Origin of the sequence: Aeromonas sp. R2-4 (genome assembly GCF_040908365.1) — a bacterium.
Lineage (GTDB): Bacteria > Pseudomonadota > Gammaproteobacteria > Enterobacterales > Aeromonadaceae > Aeromonas > Aeromonas veronii.
On record NZ_JBFODO010000002.1, the window covers coordinates 147,825 to 168,993 of the forward strand.

A 21,169-nucleotide genomic window follows, 5' to 3' on the forward strand; every position below is an offset into this window, starting at 1 on the left:
GCGTCGATGTGGAGGAGGCAGCGTTTTTCCGATTCGAAGCGGAAATTCCTGAGGAAATGGCCCCAAAGTGAGCGTTTGGATACTGAAAAGACAAAAAGAGTGCTTATTGGGGCCGGTTTTGTGTGATCGGTAGCGCACAAATCGGGGGGGGCGGGGGCAGGGCAAGCGTTGCGGGAAACTGTGAGTCATCTCACGGTAAGAGATGTAGCCGAGAGGGCAGATATGGAAAAGGGCGGTTTCCCGCCCTTCTTATAAAAAGCAGTGACGCTAGCTGGCTGATGCGGCGCTAGAGCTGGCCGTTCTCTGCTGATAGCGCAGGTCTTCCTCTATGGTGACCACCACTTCCAGTGGCTTGCCGGAGCGGAATACCGAGATGGTCAGCTTGGTGCCGGGGCGGCTCTCGACAATCTTGTCCATGGCGCTGCGTACGCCACTGATGGCCTCTCCGTTGATCTTGAGCAGCACATCCCCTCGCTGCAGGCCGCCTTTGGCCGCCGGGCCGTTGGGGTCCAGACTCTCCACCACCAGACCACGCAGGTCGCCGAGGTTCATCATCCGCGCGACTATGGGGTTGATCTCGACACTGGAGATCCCGAGGTAGCCTCGGATCACCCGGCCGTTGGCGATCAGCTCATCCATGATCCGTTTTGCCAGCCGGTAGGGGATGGCGAAGCTGATGCCGTAGCTCTCCTGATTGCCGTTGAGGTGATAGGTAGCGGTGTTGATACCCACCAGATCGCCACGGCCGTTGACCAGCGCGCCACCAGAGTTGCCCTCGTTGATGGCGGCATCGGTCTGCAGCAGATCCTGACGGCCATTGCTGTCGGGCCCCATGCTGGAGAGGCCGGTGCGGCCGGTTGCACTGATGATGCCCTGGGTGATGGTCTGGCCGACGTTGTAGGGGTTGCCGATGGCGAGCACCACATCTCCCACTTCTGGCAGTCGTTCGGGATCCTGCGGGATCACCGGCAGGTTGTCTGACTCGATATAGAGCACGGCGAGGTCGGTGAGCTGATCGGTGCCGACCAGTTCGGCGCTGAAGACCCGGCCATCCTGCAACGCGACGATGATCTGGTCGGCATCGGCGATGACGTGGTAGTTGGTTAGTACATAGCCGCGCTGGTTCATGATGACGCCAGAACCCAGCCCTTGCGGGCGCAGTTCCCCCTGATTGCCCTGATTGGGGGCAAAGCTGCGGGTGTAGATGTTGACGACGGCAGGGCCTGCCCGATGGGCGGCATAGGAGAAACTCAGTTCACGGGCATTGGTGATGATGCCGGGCAGTTGGGCACCACCGCGAAAATGGGGAAACAGCAGCAACAGCAGCGCCGCGACGGTCAATCCAAAACCGACAGACTTGCCCAAGTAACTGACTAAAGGGGGGATTTTCATGTCATTCTCATCCGTACAGGCTGCGCGCAGAGAATAACACTATCGATGGATAAAAATCACCCGCGGTGAAGGCCGCGGGTGATAGAGGGGTTGGCGAACAACTTGAGTGTTAGCGGATCACCAGATAGAGCGAGGAGTCGCCACGCTGGATGTTGAGCGCCAGCACGTCAGGTTTGTTCTTGAGCGCCTTGGTCAGCTCGCCCAGGGTGTTGATGCGCAGGCGGTTGACCCCGATGATGATGTCACCCTTCTGCAGGCCGGAAGCGGCTGCCGGAGAGCGAGGATCAATATCGGCCACCGCGACACCGGAGACCGGGTCGGTAGTGGTGCTCAGCTTGGCCCCTTCCAGTGCCGGATGCAGCGCACTAGCGCGTACTTCGCTGTCATCGGCCTGCTTTAGGGTCACCTTGGCAGTTTGTGATTTGCCATCGCGGATCAGTCCCAGCTCGACCTGCTTGCCAGCGCCCATGGTAGCGATCTTGGCACGCAGCTCGCCGAAGGAGCGAACCGGTTTGCCATCGATGCTGACGATGATATCGCCAGCCTTGATGCCCGCCTTGTCGGCCGCCGAATCAGGCATGACCTGATTGACGAAGGCACCATCCTTCTTGTTGTAGCCGAAGGTTTTGGCGATGTCGGAGGTGAGCTCGGTGCCGGTAATACCCAGCTGGCCGCGACGCACTTCACCGTACTTGACGATCTGCTCGGTCAGATCCCGCACCATGTTGGAAGGGATGGCAAAGCCGATGCCAATGTTGCCGCCGTTCGGGCCCAGAATCGCGGTGTTGATACCGATCAGCTCGCCACGCAGGTTGAGCAGGGCTCCGCCGGAGTTACCGGAGTTGATGGCCGCATCGGTCTGTATGAAGTTCTCCAGATTCTCGATGTTGAGGCCGCTGCGACCCAGCGCACTGACAATACCGGAGGTGACGGTCTGGCCCAGACCAAACGGGTTGCCGATGGCCAGCGCATAGTCACCTACCCGTAGCTCGTCGGAGTCGGCGAACTTGATCTGTACCAGATCCTCGGCCTTGATTTGCAGCAGGGCGATGTCGGACTGCTTGTCTTCACCGATCTTCTTGGCCGCATACTCACGACCATCCTTCAGGTTGACCTTGATCTCGTCCGCCTCGTGCACCACGTGGGCGTTGGTGATCACGTAACCCTTCTTGGCATCGACGATGACACCGGAGCCGAGCGCCTGGAACGGCTGCTCGCTCACCTGTTCATCGGGCATGTTGGGGCCGAAGAAGAACTTGAACTGTTCCGGCAGACGCTGACGGGTAATTTTTTTGCCAGAAACCGAGATATTGACCACCGCCGGGGTGACCTGTTCGAGAACAGGCGCCAGGCTTGGCATCTCCTGATTTGAACCTAACAGGGAAGGCAGTGCAGCCTGAGCAGGGGCCGCAGACATGGCGATACCGACACTGAGGGCTAGCACACTGAGCATGGAAAGAGGTTTACGCATATGAAAAACAGCTCCCAGAAAAAGTTGCATTGCAATCGTCAAGGTCAGACCACGGGACTGGCCAATTAGTTCCGCGAGGAACTAGTTTGGTTGCTTGAGCAGTCCGGAAGAGGCGCCAGCATAGTCGCGAGGCGGAACGCCCGGCTCTTCTGCCACATTGGCAGGGGCATCTTCTACCAATGATTCGCGGAACAGCGGTTCCTGCGCCTTGGCCAGGAATTTGCTCTGCTCGGCCATGTGGCGATAGAGGGTCTGATACTGCTCGGCCAGTTGCTCCATCAGGGCGGCACTGTCGGCGAAGTGGGTGTTGATCTGGCCCTGATAACTCTCGAGCTCCTTGTGGGCCTTCTTCAGTTCCTGTTCGAGACGGCCAGCATCGCGGCTACGCACCGAAAAACGGCCGAGAACGACACCGATAATCAAGGCCGCGACAGCCAGCAGGATCCCAGTTAACAGACTCATAGATGCTCCTTGTTACAGCTAAAACAGAGTGGGTTTATGCGGTCGTCATAACCGCCATGCCTTGATGGCACTATACCGTGCGTCCTGAGGCCGTGATACCATTTTGTCCTCGATTCAGGGACTTGGAGAGGCGCTCAAGGATGACACCGCAGCAAAAATACCAGCAGGATCTGCTGCGCCCCGGCTTTGTGGCCGACCCCGCGCAGGGGATGGCCATTAGCAGGCTGGAGCGACTGTATCAGGATTTGCTACGGCGCCCGACTCCGACCAGATCTCGAGGGCTGCTGGGTTGGCTGCAAAAGCCCAAGCCGCCGGAGCCTGTCCTCGGTATCTATATGTGGGGCGGAGTGGGCCGAGGCAAGACCTGGCTGATGGATACTTTTTTCGACAGCCTGCCTGGGACGCGTAAGATGCGCAGCCATTTCCACCGCTTCATGCACCGCATTCACGATGAACTGCAGGGGCTGAGCGGGCAGTCCGATCCCCTCAAGCTGGTGGCCAGCAAGCTTGCCAGCGAGACAGACATCATCTGTTTCGACGAATTTTTTGTCTCCGACATCACCGACGCCATGCTGCTGGGCACGCTGTTCCAGGAGCTGTTTGGTCACGGTGTTGTGCTGGTCGCCACTTCAAATATTCCGCCGCAGGATCTTTATCGTAACGGGCTGCAGCGAGCCCGTTTTCTGCCTGCTATCGAGCTTATCGAGCGCCATTGCGAGGTACTTAACGTGGATGGAGGTATCGACTATCGCCTGCGTACGCTGGAACAAGCGGAGATTTATCACTGCCCGCTGGATTTGCAGGCAAAAGCCAATCTTGACCACTATTTTCAGCAATTAACCGGTGGGCACACGGCTTGCGAGGGGGCGTTCGAGGTCAATCATCGTCAGCTGAGGTCGCTCGGGATGGGGGAAGGGGTGCTCTATATGGAATTTGAGCAACTTTGTTGTACTCCCCGCTCCCAGAACGACTATATCGAGCTGGCCAGGCTGTTCCATACTGTTCTGCTGGCCAATGTGCAACCAATGGGCACAGGCACGGATGACGCGGCTCGCCGCTTCATTGCCATGGTCGATGAGTTTTATGAACGGCACGTCAAGCTCATCATGTCGGCGGCGGTTCCCATGGCAGAACTCTACGGCGAAGGGCTGCTGAATTTCGAATTCCAACGCTGTCTTTCACGGCTTCAGGAAATGCAATCGCACGAATACCTTGCCAGAGTGCACCTTCCTTAGTCACAATACCGCGCCTGCCAGTCGGATGGGCATCTGCGGCAGGTAGGGCCGGGCGACATTTGCTGGTTTCATGGCAGTGAAATTAGCAGGTGATATTTAAGGCAACTTCACTTATAATCGCCCGGCCCACGTTACAGCTGTCGATAAGACAGCAACACTTTAAGCTTTACTTGTATTCGAAGGGGTACAGGTAGGCCATCGTTTGTTGTTTGTGGGAGAGCCCCCATAAGCAATTGGGTCTGTAACAGGTAATTGGGTTTAACTTAATGAAAACTTTCGTTGCCAAGCCAGAAACCGTAAAACGTGACTGGTACATTGTGGACGCAGAAGGTAAAACTCTGGGTCGTATCGCAACCGAGATCGCTGCTCGTCTGCGTGGTAAGCACAAAGCTGAGTACACTCCGCACGTTGACACCGGTGATTACATCATCGTTGTAAACGCTGAGAAGGTACACGTAACCGGTAAGAAATTTACCGACAAAATGTACCACGCTCACTCCGGTTTCCCGGGTGGTATCAAGTCAATCAGCTTCGACAAGCTGATTCAGCGTAAACCGGAAATGGTAATCGAAGCAGCCGTCAAAGGCATGCTGCCGAAAGGTCCTCTGGGCCGTGCCATGTTCCGTAAACTGAAAGTTTACGCAGGCGCCGAGCATGCTCATGCTGCTCAGCAACCTCAAGTACTGGATATCTAATCGGGAACTGGCAACATGGCAGAAAATCAATACTACGGTACCGGCCGTCGCAAAAGCTCCACTGCTCGCGTATTTATCAAAGCGGGTAGCGGCAAGATCGTAATCAACCAGCGCTCCCTGGAGCAGTACTTCGGCCGTCCGACTGCCCGCATGGTAGTTCGTCAGCCGCTGGAACTGGTTGAGATGACCGAGAAACTGGACCTGTACATCACCGTTAACGGTGGTGGCATCTCTGGTCAAGCTGGTGCGATCCGCCACGGTATCACTCGTGCTCTGATGCAGTACGACGAAACCCTGCGTTCCGAACTGCGTAAAGCTGGCTTTGTTACTCGTGATGCCCGTAAGGTTGAGCGTAAGAAAGTTGGTCTGCACAAAGCTCGTAAGCGTCCGCAGTACTCCAAGCGTTAATTCGCTTTTGGTACTCACTCTTTCGAGTGTCAAAAAAGCCTGGCAACTGCCAGGCTTTTTTTATTGGTAATATTACCGACATCAATGCTAACCACGCGTCACAAAAGACAAAAAATTGTTTCTTTATTGTTTTCATTGCTCACCGCTCTTTCTTGTCAAGTTGTTATCTTTTCTTTAAAATTTCCCCTGTTTTCTGTGGCAATTGTAAATCCAGCTTCCGCCGCTGTTGTCACGGGAAAAATGGGGAACAGGGACACTATAAGAATGTGCGGAGTCCACATGGGAGAGTTTTTGGATGAGCAATGCGCCAGTTGATACCGGTCGCCGCAGATTTCTTACCTGGTCAACGGTTGCCGTTGGTGGGGTAGGAGCTGCGTTTACCGCAGTGCCGTTTATAAAGTCATGGAATCCGAGCGCCAAGGCCAAAGCAGCCGGTGCGCCGGTTGAAGTCGATATCAGCAAGTTGGAACCGGGTCAGCTCATCCGTGTCGAGTGGCGAGGCAAGCCTGTCTGGGTGGTGAAACGCACCAAACAGACGCTGGATGCCTTGGCCGCGCATGATGACAAGCTGCGGGATCCCTCATCTGAAGAGCCGCAGCAGCCTGACTATGCCCATAACGGGTACAGATCGATCAAGCCCGAAATTTTTGTCGCGGTCGGTATTTGCACCCACTTGGGGTGTTCACCTTCCTATTTGCCTGACAGCTTTGGCGAGCAGGTGCAGGGCGTTACGTCCGGCTTCTTCTGCCCGTGCCATGGCTCCAAGTTCGACATGGCCGGCCGTGTGTTCCAGGGGGTGCCTGCACCGCTGAACCTGGTCATTCCGCCCTATCAATTCATTAATGACACCACCATACAGGTCGGTGCCGATGGCAAGGAGGCCTGACCATGTTGAGTAAACTGATGGGCTGGATCGATTATCGATTCCCGCTCACGGCCATGTACAACGACCACATGGCCAAGTATCCGGCACCGAAGAACCTGAACTTCTGGTACTTCTTCGGCTCGCTGGCCATGCTGGTGCTGGTTAACCAGATCATCACCGGTATCTGGCTGACCATGAACTACAACCCCTCCGCGGAAGGTGCGTTTGCCTCCGTGGAGTACATCATGCGCGATGTGGAGTACGGCTGGTTGCTGCGTTACATGCACTCAACCGGTGCGTCTGCATTCTTCATCGTGGTCTACATGCACATGTTCCGCGGCATGATCTATGGCTCTTATCAGAAGCCTCGTGAACTGCTGTGGATCTTCGGCATGCTGATCTTCCTGGTGCTGATGGCGGAAGCCTTTATGGGCTACTTGTTGCCCTGGGGCCAGATGTCATTCTGGGGTGCCCAGGTCATCATCTCGCTGTTTGGCGCCATTCCGGTCATCGGTGACGATCTGACCCTGTGGATCCGCGGTGACTACGTGATCTCAGGTGCGACCCTGAACCGCTTCTTCGCGCTGCATGTCATCGCGTTGCCGCTGGTGCTGGTGATGCTGGTTGCCATGCACATTCTGGCGCTGCACGAAGTGGGGTCCAACAACCCGGACGGTATCGACATCAAGAAGCACAAGGACGAGAACGGCTGGCCGCTGGATGCGGTGGCGTTCCACCCTTACTTCACCGTCAAGGATATGATCGGTGTCGCTGGCTTCCTGTTCTTCTTCTGCGCCATCATCTTCTTCAAGCCGGATATGTGGGGTTACTTCCTCGAGAAACCGAACTTTGAAGTGGCCAACGGTCTGAAAACTCCGGAGCACATTGCGCCTGTGTGGTACTTCACGCCGTTTTACGCCATTTTGCGGGCGGTGCCGGACAAGCTGCTTGGCGTCATCATGATGGGTCTCTCCATCGTGGTACTGTTCCTGCTGCCGTGGCTGGATCGCTGCAAGGTGCGCTCGGTGCGTTATCGCAGCATGCTGCACAAGCTGAACATTGCCCAGTTTGTGGTCTGCTTTATCATCCTGGGGGTGTTGGGGGTGTTGCCATCGACGCCGACGTTGACGCTGGTTGCCCAGATCTGTTCACTGGGATATTTCGGGTTCTTCGTCCTGCTGTTCTTCTATAGCAAGAATGAAAGCACCAAGCCGCTGCCGGAGAGGGTGACATTTAAATGAAAAGAATAATATTTGCAGTGCTGACCCTGCTGCCATCTCTGGTATTTGCAAGTGGCGGAGCTGTTCATCTGGACAAAGCCAATTACGATCTGAGTGACAAGGCATCGCTGCAACGCGGCGCGGCCACCTTCATGAACTATTGCGCCGGATGCCACTCCACCCAGTATCAGCGTTATAACCGGGTCGCAGAAGATCTCGGGATCCCCGAAGATTTGATGAAAGAGAACCTGATTTTCACCGGTGCAAAGGTCGGTGATCTGATGAAGAGCGCCATGTCAGAGAAGGATGCCGCCAAGTGGTTTGGTGCACCGCCCCCTGATCTGACTCTGGTTGCCCGGGTGCGCGGTGCAGACTGGATCTACACCTATCTGCGCTCCTTCTACGTGGATGAGACCCGTCCGTTCGGGGTGAACAACGCCGTGTTCCCGTCCGTGGGCATGCCCCATGTGCTGGAGCCATTGCAGGGAACCCCCCGTGCCGAGTTCGCTACTCACACGGTCGACGGAGTGGAAACCCAGCAGGTTGTCAGCATCAAATCTGACGGTAATGGTGAAATGGATGACGAAGAGTATGATCAGACGGTACTGGATCTGGTAAACTTCTTGGTCTACTCGGCTGAACCGGTACAACAGGAGCGTGAACGCATGGGCTTCTGGGTGCTTGGTTTCATCGTGATCTTCTTCATCTTCACTGTGCTGTTGAAGAAGGAATTCTGGCGCGACGTTCACTAAGCGACCAGATACGGGTAATATAATGCACGGCAATGAAGACCAAGATGCTTCATTGCCGTTTCTGCTTTTTAATGACGGGAGGGTTCAATGGCTGTAGCTGCCAATAAGCGTTCGGTAATGACGCTGTTTTCCGGTGCCAACGATATGTTCAGCCATCAGGTGCGTATTGTCCTGGCGGAGAAGGGTGTTAGCGTAGATATCTGCCAGGTTGATCCAGCCAATCTGCCGGATGAGCTGGCCGAGCTGAACCCGTACAACTCTGTACCGACCCTGGTTGATCGTGAGCTGGCACTCTACACCTCGCGCATCATCATGGAGTATCTGGACGAGCGCTTCCCGCATCCGCCCCTGATGCCTGTTTACCCGGTTGCCCGTGGTAACAGCCGTCTGATGATGCACCGCATCGAGCTGGACTGGTACTCACTGGCTGACAAGATCATGGCCGGTACCGATGCTGAAGCAGCACGCAACGAACTGCGTGACAACCTGCTGGCCATCGCGCCGATCTTCGGTGAAATGCCCTATTTCATGAGCGAAGAGTTCGGTCTGGTGGATTGCTACATGGCACCGCTGCTGTGGCGTCTGCCGAGCCTTGGCATCGACCTGACCGGTCGTGGTGCCAAAGAGCTGAAGGCTTACATGGTTCGTCTGTTCGAGCGTGAGTCCTTCCAGGCTTCCCTGACCGAAGCCGAACGCGAGATCCGTGCTGGCGTATGAGCATGGAACCGACAATGACACCGAGCCGCCCGTACTTGTTACGGGCGTTCTTTGACTGGTTGCTGGACAACGATCTGACCCCCCATCTGGTGGTCAACGTCAACATCCCCCATGTGATGGTGCCGATGCAGTTCGCTCAGGATGGGCAGATTGTGTTGAACATAGCGCCACGCGCCGTGATGCAATTTCACATGGATAACGAGGCTATCAGCTTCAGTGCCCGTTTTGGCGGGGTCTCCCAGCAGGTTTATATCCCGATGGCGGCCGTACTGGCTATTCATGCCCGGGAGAACGGCGTGGGCACCATGTTCCCGCCCGAGCCGGGTTACGACATATGGCTGGAACAGGCTGAAGCACCGGTGGAGCCTGAGCCGGAACCGCCGCGTCCAAGCGGTCGTCCGACCCTGAAGGTGATCAAATAAAAAAACGCAGCCGATTGGCTGCGTTTTTTTATGTGCGGTCGAGCTTAGTTCTGGGCGAATTCGAAGGCCTTGATCACACGCTTCACGCCGGTGACATGGCGGGCGATGTTGACTGCCTGCTCTCCCTCCTGGCGAGTCACCAGACCAATCAGGAATACCTCGCCGTTCTCGGTGACCACCTTGACCTTGGTGCTGTCGAAGTTCTTGGTGCCGAACATGTCGGCTTTCACCTTGGAGGTGATCCAGGAGTCATTGCTGCGAGTGGTGAAACTGGCAGGTTGGCCGATGCGCAATTCGTTGTAGACGTGGCGCACCCCTTCGATGCGACTGACAATTTTGCCAGCTTCAATCTTGTAAACGTCAGAAGGTGTCTGGCCGACCAGCAGGACGCGGCCATTGTTGCTGTAGACGCTGATCTTGCTGGCTGCGCTGAGCGGCTTGTTGTCGGCCAGCAGATTGGCCGCTTTCAGCTCGATGGTCTGGTCATCCCATTGCGCGCCCAGCGTTCGGCGATCGCCAGAGGCCTTGGCAGTCCCTGCGGCGCCGCCAACAACCAGGGCTGCGCAGCCTTGCAGCAGCAGGGTGCTAACCAGCAGACCGAGCAGGATAGTGTGCTTTTTCATGGTTTCAATCTTCCTGTTGCGGGAAAAGAGTCTGGTCGATGAGATCACACAGGCAGTGTAGGGTCAACAGGTTCACTTCCAGAATGCGAGGGCGACGGGCGGAGGGAACACGGATCTCCACATCGTTCGGGCCGAGCAGACCTGCCATTTCGCCACCGTCACCCCCGCTCAGCACCACTATGGTCATGTCGCGGGAGAGGGCAGCCTCGGCGGCCTTGATCAGGCTGCGGCTGTGGCCGGAGGTGGTGATGACCACCAGAATGTCGCCAGGCTGGCCCAGCGCGCGGATCTGCTTGGCGTAGACCTCTTCAAAACCGTGGTCGGTGGCGATGGCGCTGATGGTTGCCATGTCCGGGGTCAGGGCCATGCCGGGCAGGGAGGGGCGCTGGGTCTCGTAGCAGTTGACCAGCTCGGAGATAAACAGCTGCGCCAGTGCGGCAGAAGGACCGTTACCGCATGCCAGCACCTTGTGGCCATTGAGCAGGCAGATGGTGATCATCTGGGCTGCAGTATGGATGGCATCCGGCAGCGCCTCGGCGGCGGCTATCTTGGTCTGGATGCTTTCGGTGTAGTTCTCTTTGATGCGGTCAGTCATAGGGTCCTCTTAAAATGCGTTCTGGATCCAGGCTGGCTGGTCGCCCTCGAACGCAATCACATCGAATCGGCAGGCCTGATTGGCCTCGTTGATGGCATGTTGCTTCAAATAGTGGCGCGCTGCCAGCATGATCTTGTGCTGTTTGCTGCGGGTGACCGAGCTGGCGGCCCCACCATGGCTGCCGGTGGCCCGGTAGCGCACCTCAACAAACACCAGGGTCTGGCCCTGGTGCATGATGAGATCTATTTCACCGCCACGACAGCGGTAGTTGCGAGCTACCGGTTGCAGGCCCTGAGCCTGCAACCAGCGTTCAGCGACTTGTTCAAAGTGCTGTCCCTTGCTCGTTGGAGAGGGGAACAGGCTCGGCAACTGCTGGCGCATCCGTTTCCATAGTTCCTTCATTGGAGGGCTCCTCCAGTTGCTGCACGGCGTTCTCGTCGACCAGTTTGCCGTTCTGGTAAGTACCCCAGCTCAGCATCCGCACGATATTGCCCTGGGCATCCACGCTCAGCTGACCGCTCATGCCGGCCTGCTGCATGCCACCCACCTTGCGCATCTGCTGCAGGTTCTCAGCCAGGCTGACGGCATCGTAGCCCATGGCAAATAGACGCAGCAGGTCACCCTGGGTCTGCGGCCAGAGCAGGGCGATCTGCTCGCGCTGTTTCTCGTAGCCACCCAGCAGCAGCGGCATATCAGCGATATGCATGCCGTTGAGCTCGGAGGCGACCTCGGTGGCTGCGCTGTCGTAACCACGGGAGCTGGTGTAGATGGGCAGGCTTCCCATCGGATTGACCGAGACATCCACGTAGGGCTTGATCATCCGGGTTTCCAGGCTGTTGGCCACCACATAAACGGCATCGATGCTGCGCGGTGCGGCATCAGAGAGTTGCACTACCTCGCCAGCACGGGCGGTAGAGCGGCCGCTCAGAGCATTCTTGACCATCCCCTGCACTTCGTTGCGGGCACCGAAGGTGGCGACGACCGGCTTGTCCTGGCTCAGGGTGGCCCAGCTCTGCTCGAACGCCTTGATACTGCTGTAACCGATCCGTCCCTGGGCGGCGATCAGCAGCGGTTTGCGGTAGCCTTGGGTGTAAAGGTACTGGGCTGCCTGGACGGCATCTGCGGCGGCAGATAGGGAGAAGTAGTAGGTGGTGTCGTTGACGACCGGCTTGTCCAGCTCGTTGAGCGCCAGTACCGGCACGGTCGGATTGGCCTTGAGCAGCTCCTCGACCCGGTCTTTCAGCAGCGGGCCGATGATCATGTCCGCCCCTTCCTGAATCGCCTGCTTGTAAAGATCGCCGGTTGACTTGCTCTGGGTGTCGTAGAAGTTCAGGGTGAATTGCCCCTGATTTTCCTTATAAGACATCAGCATACCGTTACGGATGGCGGCGCCCTGCGGCTCCAGATTGCCGGAGAGGGGCAGCAGCACAGCGATCTGTTGCACCGAGGTGCTGGCAGTGGCCGCCAGATCGCCCAATCCTGCCGGCATATCCTTCTGGGCTGGATGGTTGGGGAAGTCGCGCTTCCAGCCTGCCAGCTGGCGGGCCAGCAAGTTCGGCTGGGCGCCAAACTCGTTGACCAGTGCCGCCAGTCGTAGCCAGCCGGTGGTCACATCAGGGGCCGGAGCCTCTTCCAGCGCTTGCAGGGTGGAAGGAGTCATGCTCTTGAGCAGCGACCAGATCTGCTGATGGTTGGTCGCCTGCTCGCTCTGATTGAGGTAGGGCTCCAGTGCAATCAACGACTTGGCTGCGCCAAACTTGTTGTTGATGTCGAGCTGCAGCACTACGCGCTGGCGATACCAATCCTTCTGGGTATCGGCATCCAGCACCACCTCAGGTTTGCCTTCCAGCAGGATCAGCGCCTGATTGGCGTGGCCTTGCGCCAGCAACAGATGGGCTTGCAGCAGTTGCAACTGCGCCTTCTGAACGGGATCCTTGGCCTGCTTCTGCAATTGCTGGAACAGTGCCGAGGCCGGTTTGGCCTGGCCCAGCGCCAGATAGCTGCGTGCCGCCAGCATCTGCCAGATAAAGGCCTCGGCCGGCTTGGCGGGGTCCACCTGCTCAAGATACCACTGGGCATTCTTGGTCAGATTGGAGAACGCAGAGGGCATGCCTGACTGCCCTGACGGTTGATTGGGCTCCGACGCACAGGCGGCGAGCAGTACTGCCGCGAGTATGATGCCGAAGAGTCGTGATACACTTAGCTGCTTTGTAACCCGGTTCAAGTTCATTCCCCGACCAGTGTTGAAGTTCCCCATAGTGTAAACGGGCCAATATGGCGACACAATTGTCGGGGCACTCGGAGATCCCATGAGTGACATCCCAACCCTGTATATAGTCCCCACTCCGATCGGCAATCTGGCGGACATCACCCAGCGTGCATTGGACATTTTACGCAGTGTCGATCTGGTGGCAGCTGAAGATACCCGTCATACCGGTATCCTGCTCAGCCACTACCAAATCTCGGTGCCGACCTTCGCCCTGCACGATCACAACGAGCAGCAGAAAGCCGATGTGCTGATCGGCCGGATCAAAGAGGGCAAGAGTGTTGCGCTGGTCTCCGATGCCGGCACTCCGCTTATCAGCGACCCCGGTTATCACTTGGTCACCCGCTGTCGTGAAGCCGGGGTCAAGGTGGTGCCGCTGCCCGGTCCCTGTGCCGCCATCACCGCCCTGAGCGCGGCCGGTCTGCCCACTGATCGATTTGCCTTTGAAGGCTTCCTGCCCGCCAAGAGCAAGGGACGTGACGATCGCCTGCAAGCCGTTATCGAAGACACCCGCTCGCTGGTGTTCTACGAATCCCCGCGCCGTGTGCAGGATACAGTGGAAGCGATTGCTCGCATTCTCGGCGAACGTCAGGTGGTGGTGTGCCGCGAGCTGACCAAGACTTTTGAGTCGATCCACGGTTTGCCAGCTTCCGAAATGCTGACCTGGCTGGGCGAGGATGACAACCGCTGCCGCGGCGAGATCGTGCTGGTCGTGGCTGGCGCCTCCAAAGATGAAGAGGATCTGCCAGCCGAGGCGATCCGTACTCTGGGTCTGCTGGTGACCGAGCTGCCACTGAAAAAAGCGGCTGCCCTGACCGCCGAGATCCACGGCGTGAAGAAGAATGCCCTCTACAAATACGGTCTCGAGCACTATTGAGCCGATGAAATAGGCTGGCTGACTGCTTTTTGACCTGTGCAATCCCCCGAACCGGCGAGCATTCAGCATGTAAACGGGGGCCAAAGCGCGATAAATGGCTGTAAACGGGAATTGCCGGTTTACCCCGTGCGTATCGCAAGGCTATAATCCGCGCCTCGGAGTTGGCTGGGCAATCGCTGCTTCGTCGTTGTGTCCCTCGGGACAGACGGGCGGAGGGGAGGAAAGTCCGGGCTTCACAGGGCAGGGTGCCAGGTAACGCCTGGGGGGCGTGAGCCTACGACCAGTGCAACAGAGAGCAGACCGCCGATGGCCCGCAAGGGATCAGGTAAGGGTGAAAGGGTGCGGTAAGAGCGCACCGCGCGACTGGCAACAGTTCGTGGCACGGTAAACTCCACCCGAAGCAAGACCAAATAGGCCCCTATTGGCGCGGCCCGCGTTGGGGGCGGGTAGGTTGCTTGAGCCAGCGAGCGATTGCTGGCCTAGAGGAATGATTGCTACCCGGGGCAACCCGGTACAGAACCCGGCTTACAGGCCGACTCCGACCTCATTCCGCGTGAACCGTCACGCTAAAATCCCGGTGCCTAACGGCACCGGGATTTTTATTATTCACGCCGAGATGCACCGCATGGCGGCTTTCTGGAATTTGTAATAAAGTTCTCACCCTTTTTGGTCGATATACGTCGGCTGGACTGTCTGTATCTATCACACTGCTGGCCTGATGAGCGACCCTGTGGCAATAAGGCGAGATGAAATGGTTAAGGTGGATTATTAATGTCATCAAGCAGCGCAATGCTCACACCTTCCCGGCTGCTTAGCGCAGAACGTGGCAGAACCCTGCCTCATTATGATCTGTTGGGTGTCGAGCGGCTTAATCACGCCCGCTTGAAGCAGGTCAATGGCCAGTTGAGCACATTTTCCCTGCAAGCTGCGAGTTGTATGGCCCAGCTGTTCAATAGTGCAGAGTGCGAACTGAATTATGGCGAGTTCGCCTTTTCCGGTCCGGCAGAGATAGATGACGCTCATATCTGGGTCGAGGCGAGAAGTCCGCTTGAACCTCAGCGCGCCGTCTATTTCTCGATCGCACCTCTGGTCATCTATCGTCTGGCGGTCCTCTTTTTCGGCGGCACCTTGCAGCAAAAAGAGGAGCCCGTTCAGTCTGGCAAAGGGCTGACCGATACCGAACAGCGGCTGTTATTGCGGCTTTGCCAGTATCAGGTTGATATCTGGTGTGCTTGTCTGGGGTTGGGGGATTTGAAGTGGCAGTTGCATGTCGTGCCGCGTGATTCCATCGCCCACCGTCAGCTCTGGACCACGCAGGCAACCCTGCAGGCAGGTAATTGCACTCATCACTGGCAGATGTGGTTGCTTCCCCCCGAGGAGTCCATTTCTCAGGTCAGTCATTCATTGCCGGCAGGTCAGCTGGAACAGGCTCTGACTCATGTCCCGGTTCGTCTGCGGGTAGTGATGGGCCAGTTGTCCATGACGCTGGCGGATCTCGAGTGTCTCAAGGTGGGTGATGTGCTGTCACTGGACTTGCCTGAAGTTGTGCCAGCACTGATTGGCAGCCGTCCCTGCTTCAGTGGACGAATCGCAGAACACAAAGGCAGCCTGGTCTATCAGGTTGCGACGGTTGTAGAGGAGTAAATTGAATCATGAGCGAGCACAATATGAATGATCCGCTGGATCTGGATGGACTGGATCAACTGTTTGGTGACGACATCAGCATGCCTAGCGCTGCAGACTACTTGGCCCCCACCAGTAGTAGCAAACAGCGGGATCTCTCCTTCTTTCGCCAGATCCCCGTCAAGGTGACGCTGGAAGTGGCCAGTACCGAAGTGCCGCTCGGCGATTTGATGCGCGTCGAGGAGGGGGCTGTCATTGAGCTGGACAAACTGGCGGGTGAACCGCTGGATGTGCGGGTGAATGGCCGTCTGCTTGCCAAGGGCGAAGTCGTCGTCGTGAATGGCAAATATGGTCTGCGCCTGGTTGATGTCATCGATACCAACCTGCTGGGCGGCATGGACGACTGATGCGCTATCTGCTGCTGACGCTGCTGTTATTTTCGCTGCCCGGCTGGGGGGCGGACATGACCCTGTTCTCGGTATCGCCAGGCGCTTCAGGGGGCGAGGACTACAACATCAAGTTACAGATCCTCTTCTTCATGACCCTGCTGGGTCTGCTCCCGACCTTGTTGCTGATGATGACCAGTTTTACCCGGATCATCATCGTACTGGCCATATTGAGACAGGCACTTGGCTTGCAGCAGAGCCCTCCCAACCGGGTGCTGATCGGCATCAGCCTCATCCTGACTGTGGTGATTATGCGTCCGGTCTGGACGGACATGTATCAGAATGCCTTTGTCCCTTATGACCAGAATGAAATAACCCTGTCAGAGGGGATCGCCAAGGCAGAAAAACCCCTGCGCAAATTCATGCTGGCCCAGACCCGTGAACCGGACCTGGAGCAGATGCTGCGCATCTCTGGCGAACCAACTACGGTCGCCAAAGAGGATGTGCCTTTCGGGGTACTGTTGCCTGCGTTTGTATTGAGTGAGTTGAATACCGCATTTCAGATTGGCTTTATGCTGTTTATCCCCTTTCTGGTGATCGATTTGGTGGTCGCCAGCGTCTTGATGGCGATGGGGATGATGATGCTCTCACCGCTGATCATCTCGTTACCCTTCAAACTGATGGTGTTTGTGCTGGTCGATGGTTGGTCGATGACCGTCGGCACTTTGGCTGCCAGCTTTGGTGGGGGAGGCTGATATGACCCCTGAGCAGAGCGTTGCCCTGGTTGGTGGCGCGGTCAATCTGGTGGTGACCATGGTCTCGGTGCTGATTGTACCGGGCCTGATTGTGGGACTGGTGGTCAGTATTTTTCAGGCGGCGACCCAGATCCAGGAGCAGACGCTCAGTTTTCTTCCCCGTTTTATCGTGACTCTGATGACCCTTATCTTTACGGGTAACTGGCTGTTGTCGCAGATAACCACCTTGTTCCAGGATCTTTTTCTTAAAATCCCCGGGTTTATCGGATGAATTCGCTGCTGTCCCTCAGTGCTGCTGACCTGACCGCATGGTTGGGACAGTGGTGGTGGCCGTTTATCCGGATCGGTATGGCATTCTGGGTGATGCCGGTCTTTGGGGATACCCGGGTGCCTGCGCAAGTTCGCCTGATGCTGGCGTTTATTATCAGCCTGCTGCTGGCCCCCATGATGAAGGATATGCCGGTTGTCGATCCTTTCAGTGCCGGTTCGCTGGTCCTAGCGGTCGAGCAGCTGCTGTTTGGTTTGTTGTTTGGTCTGTGTGTCCAGCTGCTCTATATGGTGATGACCACTGCGGGGCAGATCCTCTCCATGCAGATGGGGCTCGCGATGGCGGTGATGAATGATCCGGTCAACGGGGATTCAGCCCCCATCATCAGTCAGGTCATGATGGTGTTTTGCGCATTGCTCTTTCTGGGGCTGAATGGCCACCTGGTGGTACTGGATATTCTGGTGCAGAGCCTGCGTAGCTGGCCGCCGGGTTCATCTCTGGATCTGATCGATATGAAAGGTGTGATCGGGTTGTTTGGCTGGTCTATCGGTGCCGCCCTGTTGCTGACGTTGCCAGCCGTTGTCGCCATGTTGATGGTTAACCTGACCTTCGGGGTGATGAACCGGACCGCCCCTTCGCTCAATATCTTCTCTCTCGGTTTTCCCATGACCCTGTTGCTCGGGTTGCTCACCATGGCGCTCTCCATCAGTGGTGTGCCCTCCCGTTATCTGGATTTGGTTACCCATGTGCTTGAACAGCTGCGAGGCTTGACCCCGGCATGAGTCAGAACAGCGGACATGACAAAACCGAAGAGGCCTCCAGCCAGAAACGCCAGAAAGCGAGAGATGAGGGGCAGATCGCCCGCTCAAAAGAGCTCAGTTCTGCCGGTTTGCTGCTGCTTGGCGGGTTGGTGATGCAGTGGATGGTGCCGGGGTTTGGCCAGTTCTTTGCCGAGTTGATGAAGCGTCCGCAGCGTTTTGACTGGCAAGGTGCCCGTGACCCGCAGATGATGATCCATTGGTTGGGTGAAGCGCTCATAAACATGCTGTGGGTGCTGCTGCCCCTGTTTGGCTTTCTGGCCCTGATGCTGGTGTTGCTCGGCATAGTGCCGGGCGGTATGGCGCTGACCTGGAAAAAGCTGCTACCCAGTGGCGAGAAGATGAACCCTTTGAAGGGGTTGGGGCGGATGTTCTCCAAGAACAGCCTGATGGAGTTGCTGAAGTCACTGCTCAAGGTGACGCTGATCGGCGGCACGCTGGCGTTGATGTTAAATCATCAATGGCCTTCCTTGTTGATGATGAACCGGATGCCCCCTCAGGCGGCCCTCGAACAGGCGCTACGGATCCTCTCCCAGGCATTTATTCTGCTGGGGAGCGTACAGATGCTGATTGCCGTGCTGGATGTGCCCTATCAGCGCTGGTCGCTTAACAAGCAACTCAGGATGACCAAACAAGAGGTCAAGGATGAGCACAAGAACAGCGAAGGGCGTCCCGAGATCAAGGCCAAAATCCGCCAGGTACAGGGAATGCTTGCTCGTGCGCGTATTGAGCAGCGGGTACCGCAGGCAGATGTGATTATCGTTAACCCGACCCATTATGCGGTGGCCATAAAATATGATGCGACTCGTGCCAATGCCCCTTTCGTGATTGCCAAAGGGGTCGACAGTATGGCCGAGCGGATCCGTCAGGTTGCCAAGCAGCATGACAAAATGGTGATGAGCTTGCCCGAGTTGACGCGAGCCATCTATCACTCGACCAAGGTGGATCAGGAAGTCCCCGCAGGGCTGTACACGGCAGTTGCCTATGTATTGAACCATGTATTGCAGTTAAGGGCGTATGAGGCAGGCAAGGGGAGGAAACCGACCCCTCTTGCCCCGTTATATGTACCGCCCGAGTTACGTCAACCTGAGAGGTAAGTTGTGAACTGGCGTGTATTCACCCAATCCTATACCGCAATTCCGCTGATGTTATTGGCCATTCTGGCCATGATGATCCTGCCTCTGCCCGGTTGGCTGCTGGATGCGCTCTTTACCTTCAACATCGTGTTGGCGGTTCTGGTGTTGCTGGTATCCGTCTCGGCCCGCAGACCACTCGATTTCTCGGTATTCCCAACCGTGTTGCTGGTGGCCACCTTGATGCGACTGTCGCTGAACGTGGCCTCTACCCGGGTGGTGTTGCTGCACGGTCACGAAGGGCATGAAGCAGCCGGTAAGGTCATCCAGGCATTCGGTGAAGTCGTGATCGGTGGCAACTATGTCGTCGGTCTGGTGGTCTTCGTGATCCTGATGATCATCAACTTTGTGGTGATCACCAAGGGTGGTGAGCGGATTTCGGAAGTATCCGCCCGCTTCACTCTGGATGCTATGCCCGGCAAGCAGATGGCCATCGATGCCGACTTGAATGCCGGCACCATGGATCAGCATCAGGCCAGGGCTCGCCGTGAGGAGATCGCACGAGAAGCAGACTTCTATGGTGCAATGGATGGTGCTTCCAAGTTCGTTCGTGGTGACGCGATAGCTGGCATGTTGGTGCTGATCATCAACCTGGTGGGTGGGTTGGCCATCGGTATCTTCCAGCATGCCTTGCCCGTTGCCGAAGCTTTCCAGCGTTATGCGCTGCTGACCATTGGTGATGGTCTGGTTGCCCAGATCCCGTCCCTGCTGATGTCGACTGCTGCGGCCATTATCGTGACCCGGGTCAGCGATGAAGGGGAGATGGCTGATCAGGTCGGTCAGCAGATCCTGGCATCACCTCGCGTTATCTATACCTCCGCAACCATCATGCTGATCCTGGGTCTGGTGCCCGGGATGCCGATGCTCGCATTCCTCAGTTTCGCAGCTGTACTGGCCTGGACTGGCTGGAGTGTCAGCAAACGAGCCGTCAATGTGCCGGATTTGGATGCTGCGCAAGAGCTGACTCGTCAAATGATTCAGCCTGAACAGCAGGCACTGGAGTGGCAGGATTTGCCACCAGTCGATACGGTCGCCATCGAGCTTGGTTATCGTCTGGTGCCTTTGGCTGAAACGGATAAAGGGGCTGAACTGCTTGCCCGAGTGCGCGGGATACGCAAAACCCTATCCGAACAATATGGTTTTCTGCTCCCCGAGATCCGGGTGCGCGACAATCTGCAACTGCAGCCTGATCAGTACCGGATCAAGTTGTCCGGTGTCGCGTTGGCGATGGGGAATGTGGATTGCCAGCGCTTGATGGCCATCAGCAGTGGTGAGACTTATGGTGCGCTCGATGGCGAGCTGACCCAGGACCCGGCCTACGGCATGAGTGCGGTCTGGATCTCCCCTGAGCAAAAGGCCAAGGCCCTTAATCTTGGTTACTCGGTGGTGGATTCGGCCACCGTGATTGCCACTCACGCCAGCAAGCTGTTGCGTGAACAACTTGATGCGTTGTTTGGTCACGATGAAGTTGGCAAGCTGGGCCAATACCTTGCCAGTCAGTCCCCCCGGTTGGCTGAAGAGCTCAATCTGGCGCTGACCCAGATGCAGCAATTGAGAGTTTTTCGTCAATTGCTAAAGGAACAGGTCAGTCTTACCGATATACGAACCGTTGCCACGACGCTGCTGGATGCGAGCGAGCTGACCAAAGACCCTGTCTTGCTGGCATCTGATGTGCGCTGTGCCTTGAAGCGCCAGATTGTGCGGCAGGCCATTGGTAATCGCGATGTGCTGGCTACGTTTACGCTGGATGATCGCCTTGAGCAGACATTGCTGGCTGCAATGAATCAGTCACAACAGCAGGGCAAAATCCAGCTGGACAGCTTCCCTGTCGATCCGCAACTGCTGGCCCAATTGCAGCAAAATATGCCGTTGGTGAAGGAGCAGTTGCAGCAGTTGGGACATGCACCGGTTCTGGTCGTCATGCCGCAGCTAAGGCCGTTGATAGCTCGTTATGCTCGATCATTTGCAAAGGGTCTCAAAGTTCTCTCATATAACGAAATCCCCGAAGAGTTACGGGTGGAGGTAATTGGTACACTTGGTTAATTACTGTTGGATAAATATCCTGAAGGGAAGTGTTTTTTCCGCCCCAGCTTGAATTGCCGTATGAATACTATATGATGTGGCGAAAATTGACGCAGCAATGTGTGAAAGTTAAATAACAAAAACAATATTAATTGTGTTGCTAC

At 56.7% G+C, this 21,169-nt stretch carries 23 protein-coding genes and 1 other RNA gene; 17 read left to right on the top strand and 7 right to left on the bottom strand.

Annotated features, from left to right (window positions below; all coding sequences use genetic code 11):
- Positions 1–267 precede the first annotated feature (267 nt).
- The 3 genes from degS to AB5Z05_RS00950 form a co-directional block, all read right to left on the bottom strand.
- Positions 268–1,392, bottom strand: a complete 1,125-nt coding sequence (degS, locus tag AB5Z05_RS00940; RefSeq protein ID WP_005336297.1) for an outer membrane-stress sensor serine endopeptidase DegS — start codon at positions 1,390–1,392, stop codon at positions 268–270.
- A 109-nt stretch (positions 1,393–1,501) separates the two neighbouring features.
- Positions 1,502–2,863 carry a Do family serine endopeptidase gene (locus tag AB5Z05_RS00945; protein ID WP_005336295.1) on the bottom strand — a complete coding sequence of 454 codons (1,362 nt, stop codon included), beginning with the start codon at positions 2,861–2,863 and terminating at the stop codon, positions 1,502–1,504.
- Positions 2,864–2,944: 81 nt separating this feature from the next.
- Complete coding sequence (locus AB5Z05_RS00950) at positions 2,945–3,325, bottom strand: YhcB family protein (protein ID WP_368149903.1); 381 nt, start codon at positions 3,323–3,325, stop codon at positions 2,945–2,947.
- Between the two features lie 140 nt (positions 3,326–3,465).
- Between AB5Z05_RS00950 and zapE the strand changes: the two genes are divergently transcribed.
- The 8 genes from zapE to AB5Z05_RS00990 all read left to right on the top strand — a co-directional run bounded on the left by zapE (position 3,466) and on the right by AB5Z05_RS00990 (position 9,639).
- Positions 3,466–4,560, top strand: coding sequence for a cell division protein ZapE (gene zapE, locus AB5Z05_RS00955; RefSeq protein ID WP_244774573.1), 1,095 nt, complete (start codon positions 3,466–3,468; stop codon positions 4,558–4,560).
- A gap of 266 nt (positions 4,561–4,826) precedes the next feature.
- On the top strand, positions 4,827–5,255 hold the full coding sequence (gene rplM / locus AB5Z05_RS00960; RefSeq protein ID WP_005336289.1) for a 50S ribosomal protein L13: 429 nt from the start codon (positions 4,827–4,829) through the stop codon (positions 5,253–5,255).
- 15 nt (positions 5,256–5,270) lie between these two features.
- Positions 5,271–5,663 (top strand): 30S ribosomal protein S9, encoded by a 393-nt coding sequence (gene rpsI, locus AB5Z05_RS00965; RefSeq protein WP_005336286.1) that lies wholly within the window; start codon positions 5,271–5,273, stop codon positions 5,661–5,663.
- A gap of 295 nt (positions 5,664–5,958) precedes the next feature.
- Positions 5,959–6,549, top strand: a complete 591-nt coding sequence (gene petA, locus AB5Z05_RS00970) for a ubiquinol-cytochrome c reductase iron-sulfur subunit (protein WP_005336284.1) — start codon at positions 5,959–5,961, stop codon at positions 6,547–6,549.
- Between the two features lie 2 nt (positions 6,550–6,551).
- Positions 6,552–7,769 (top strand): cytochrome bc complex cytochrome b subunit, encoded by a 1,218-nt coding sequence (locus tag AB5Z05_RS00975; RefSeq protein ID WP_005336282.1) that lies wholly within the window; start codon positions 6,552–6,554, stop codon positions 7,767–7,769.
- Positions 7,766–8,500: a cytochrome c1 gene (locus tag AB5Z05_RS00980; protein ID WP_005336280.1), complete on the top strand. Its 735-nt coding sequence runs from the start codon at positions 7,766–7,768 to the stop codon at positions 8,498–8,500. The genes AB5Z05_RS00975 and AB5Z05_RS00980 overlap by 4 nt, the downstream gene beginning before the upstream one ends.
- An 87-nt stretch (positions 8,501–8,587) precedes the next feature.
- Positions 8,588–9,217 carry a stringent starvation protein SspA gene (gene sspA, locus AB5Z05_RS00985; RefSeq protein WP_005336279.1) on the top strand — a complete coding sequence of 210 codons (630 nt, stop codon included), beginning with the start codon at positions 8,588–8,590 and terminating at the stop codon, positions 9,215–9,217.
- Complete coding sequence (locus tag AB5Z05_RS00990) at positions 9,214–9,639, top strand: ClpXP protease specificity-enhancing factor (RefSeq protein ID WP_005336278.1); 426 nt, start codon at positions 9,214–9,216, stop codon at positions 9,637–9,639. The genes sspA and AB5Z05_RS00990 overlap by 4 nt, the downstream gene beginning before the upstream one ends.
- Before the next feature lie 44 nt (positions 9,640–9,683).
- Here AB5Z05_RS00990 and dolP read toward each other — a convergent pair whose 3' ends face one another.
- From dolP to AB5Z05_RS01010, 4 genes are read right to left on the bottom strand one after another with little or no spacing between them, the layout of a single operon-like run.
- Positions 9,684–10,262, bottom strand: a complete 579-nt coding sequence (gene dolP / locus AB5Z05_RS00995; protein WP_005336277.1) for a division/outer membrane stress-associated lipid-binding lipoprotein — start codon at positions 10,260–10,262, stop codon at positions 9,684–9,686.
- Positions 10,263–10,266: 4 nt separating this feature from the next.
- Entirely contained in the window at positions 10,267–10,857 is a 591-nt protein-coding gene (locus AB5Z05_RS01000) for an SIS domain-containing protein (RefSeq protein WP_005336275.1), read from the bottom strand.
- 9 nt (positions 10,858–10,866) lie between these two features.
- The gene (locus tag AB5Z05_RS01005; protein ID WP_005341723.1) at positions 10,867–11,238 is read right to left on the bottom strand and encodes a YraN family protein; all 372 of its coding nucleotides are present in this window, start codon (positions 11,236–11,238) and stop codon (positions 10,867–10,869) included.
- Positions 11,180–12,967 (bottom strand): penicillin-binding protein activator, encoded by a 1,788-nt coding sequence (locus tag AB5Z05_RS01010; RefSeq protein WP_368149904.1) that lies wholly within the window; start codon positions 12,965–12,967, stop codon positions 11,180–11,182. The genes AB5Z05_RS01005 and AB5Z05_RS01010 overlap by 59 nt, the downstream gene beginning before the upstream one ends.
- A gap of 199 nt (positions 12,968–13,166) precedes the next feature.
- Here AB5Z05_RS01010 and rsmI point away from each other — a divergent pair, with 199 nt between their 5' ends.
- From rsmI to lfhA, 9 genes are all read left to right on the top strand, one after another.
- Positions 13,167–14,000, top strand: a complete 834-nt coding sequence (gene rsmI / locus AB5Z05_RS01015) for a 16S rRNA (cytidine(1402)-2'-O)-methyltransferase (protein WP_019444830.1) — start codon at positions 13,167–13,169, stop codon at positions 13,998–14,000.
- Between the two features lie 157 nt (positions 14,001–14,157).
- Positions 14,158–14,544: RNase P RNA component class A (gene rnpB, locus AB5Z05_RS01020), an RNA gene on the top strand.
- A 227-nt stretch (positions 14,545–14,771) separates the two neighbouring features.
- Positions 14,772–15,644 carry a lateral flagellar motor switch protein LfiM gene (gene lfiM, locus AB5Z05_RS01025; protein ID WP_193559147.1) on the top strand — a complete coding sequence of 291 codons (873 nt, stop codon included), beginning with the start codon at positions 14,772–14,774 and terminating at the stop codon, positions 15,642–15,644.
- Between the two features lie 8 nt (positions 15,645–15,652).
- Positions 15,653–16,030, top strand: coding sequence for a lateral flagellar motor switch protein LfiN (lfiN, locus tag AB5Z05_RS01030; RefSeq protein WP_019444828.1), 378 nt, complete (start codon positions 15,653–15,655; stop codon positions 16,028–16,030).
- A complete protein-coding gene (fliP, locus tag AB5Z05_RS01035; protein WP_005336248.1) occupies positions 16,030–16,764 on the top strand; it encodes a flagellar type III secretion system pore protein FliP in 735 nt (244 codons plus the stop codon). Before lfiN ends, fliP begins: the two co-directional genes overlap by 1 nt.
- 1 nt (position 16,765) lies before the next feature.
- Positions 16,766–17,035, top strand: coding sequence for a flagellar biosynthesis protein FliQ (gene fliQ, locus AB5Z05_RS01040; RefSeq protein ID WP_005336246.1), 270 nt, complete (start codon positions 16,766–16,768; stop codon positions 17,033–17,035).
- Positions 17,032–17,814 (top strand): lateral flagellar biosynthetic protein LfiR, encoded by a 783-nt coding sequence (gene lfiR / locus AB5Z05_RS01045; RefSeq protein ID WP_368149905.1) that lies wholly within the window; start codon positions 17,032–17,034, stop codon positions 17,812–17,814. The genes fliQ and lfiR overlap by 4 nt, the downstream gene beginning before the upstream one ends.
- The gene (gene flhB / locus AB5Z05_RS01050) at positions 17,811–18,947 is read left to right on the top strand and encodes a flagellar biosynthesis protein FlhB (protein WP_368149906.1); all 1,137 of its coding nucleotides are present in this window, start codon (positions 17,811–17,813) and stop codon (positions 18,945–18,947) included. The genes lfiR and flhB overlap by 4 nt, the downstream gene beginning before the upstream one ends.
- 3 nt (positions 18,948–18,950) lie before the next feature.
- Entirely contained in the window at positions 18,951–21,026 is a 2,076-nt protein-coding gene (gene lfhA, locus AB5Z05_RS01055; protein WP_127006228.1) for a lateral flagellar biosynthesis protein LfhA, read from the top strand.
- The last annotated feature ends 143 nt before the right edge of the window (positions 21,027–21,169 follow it).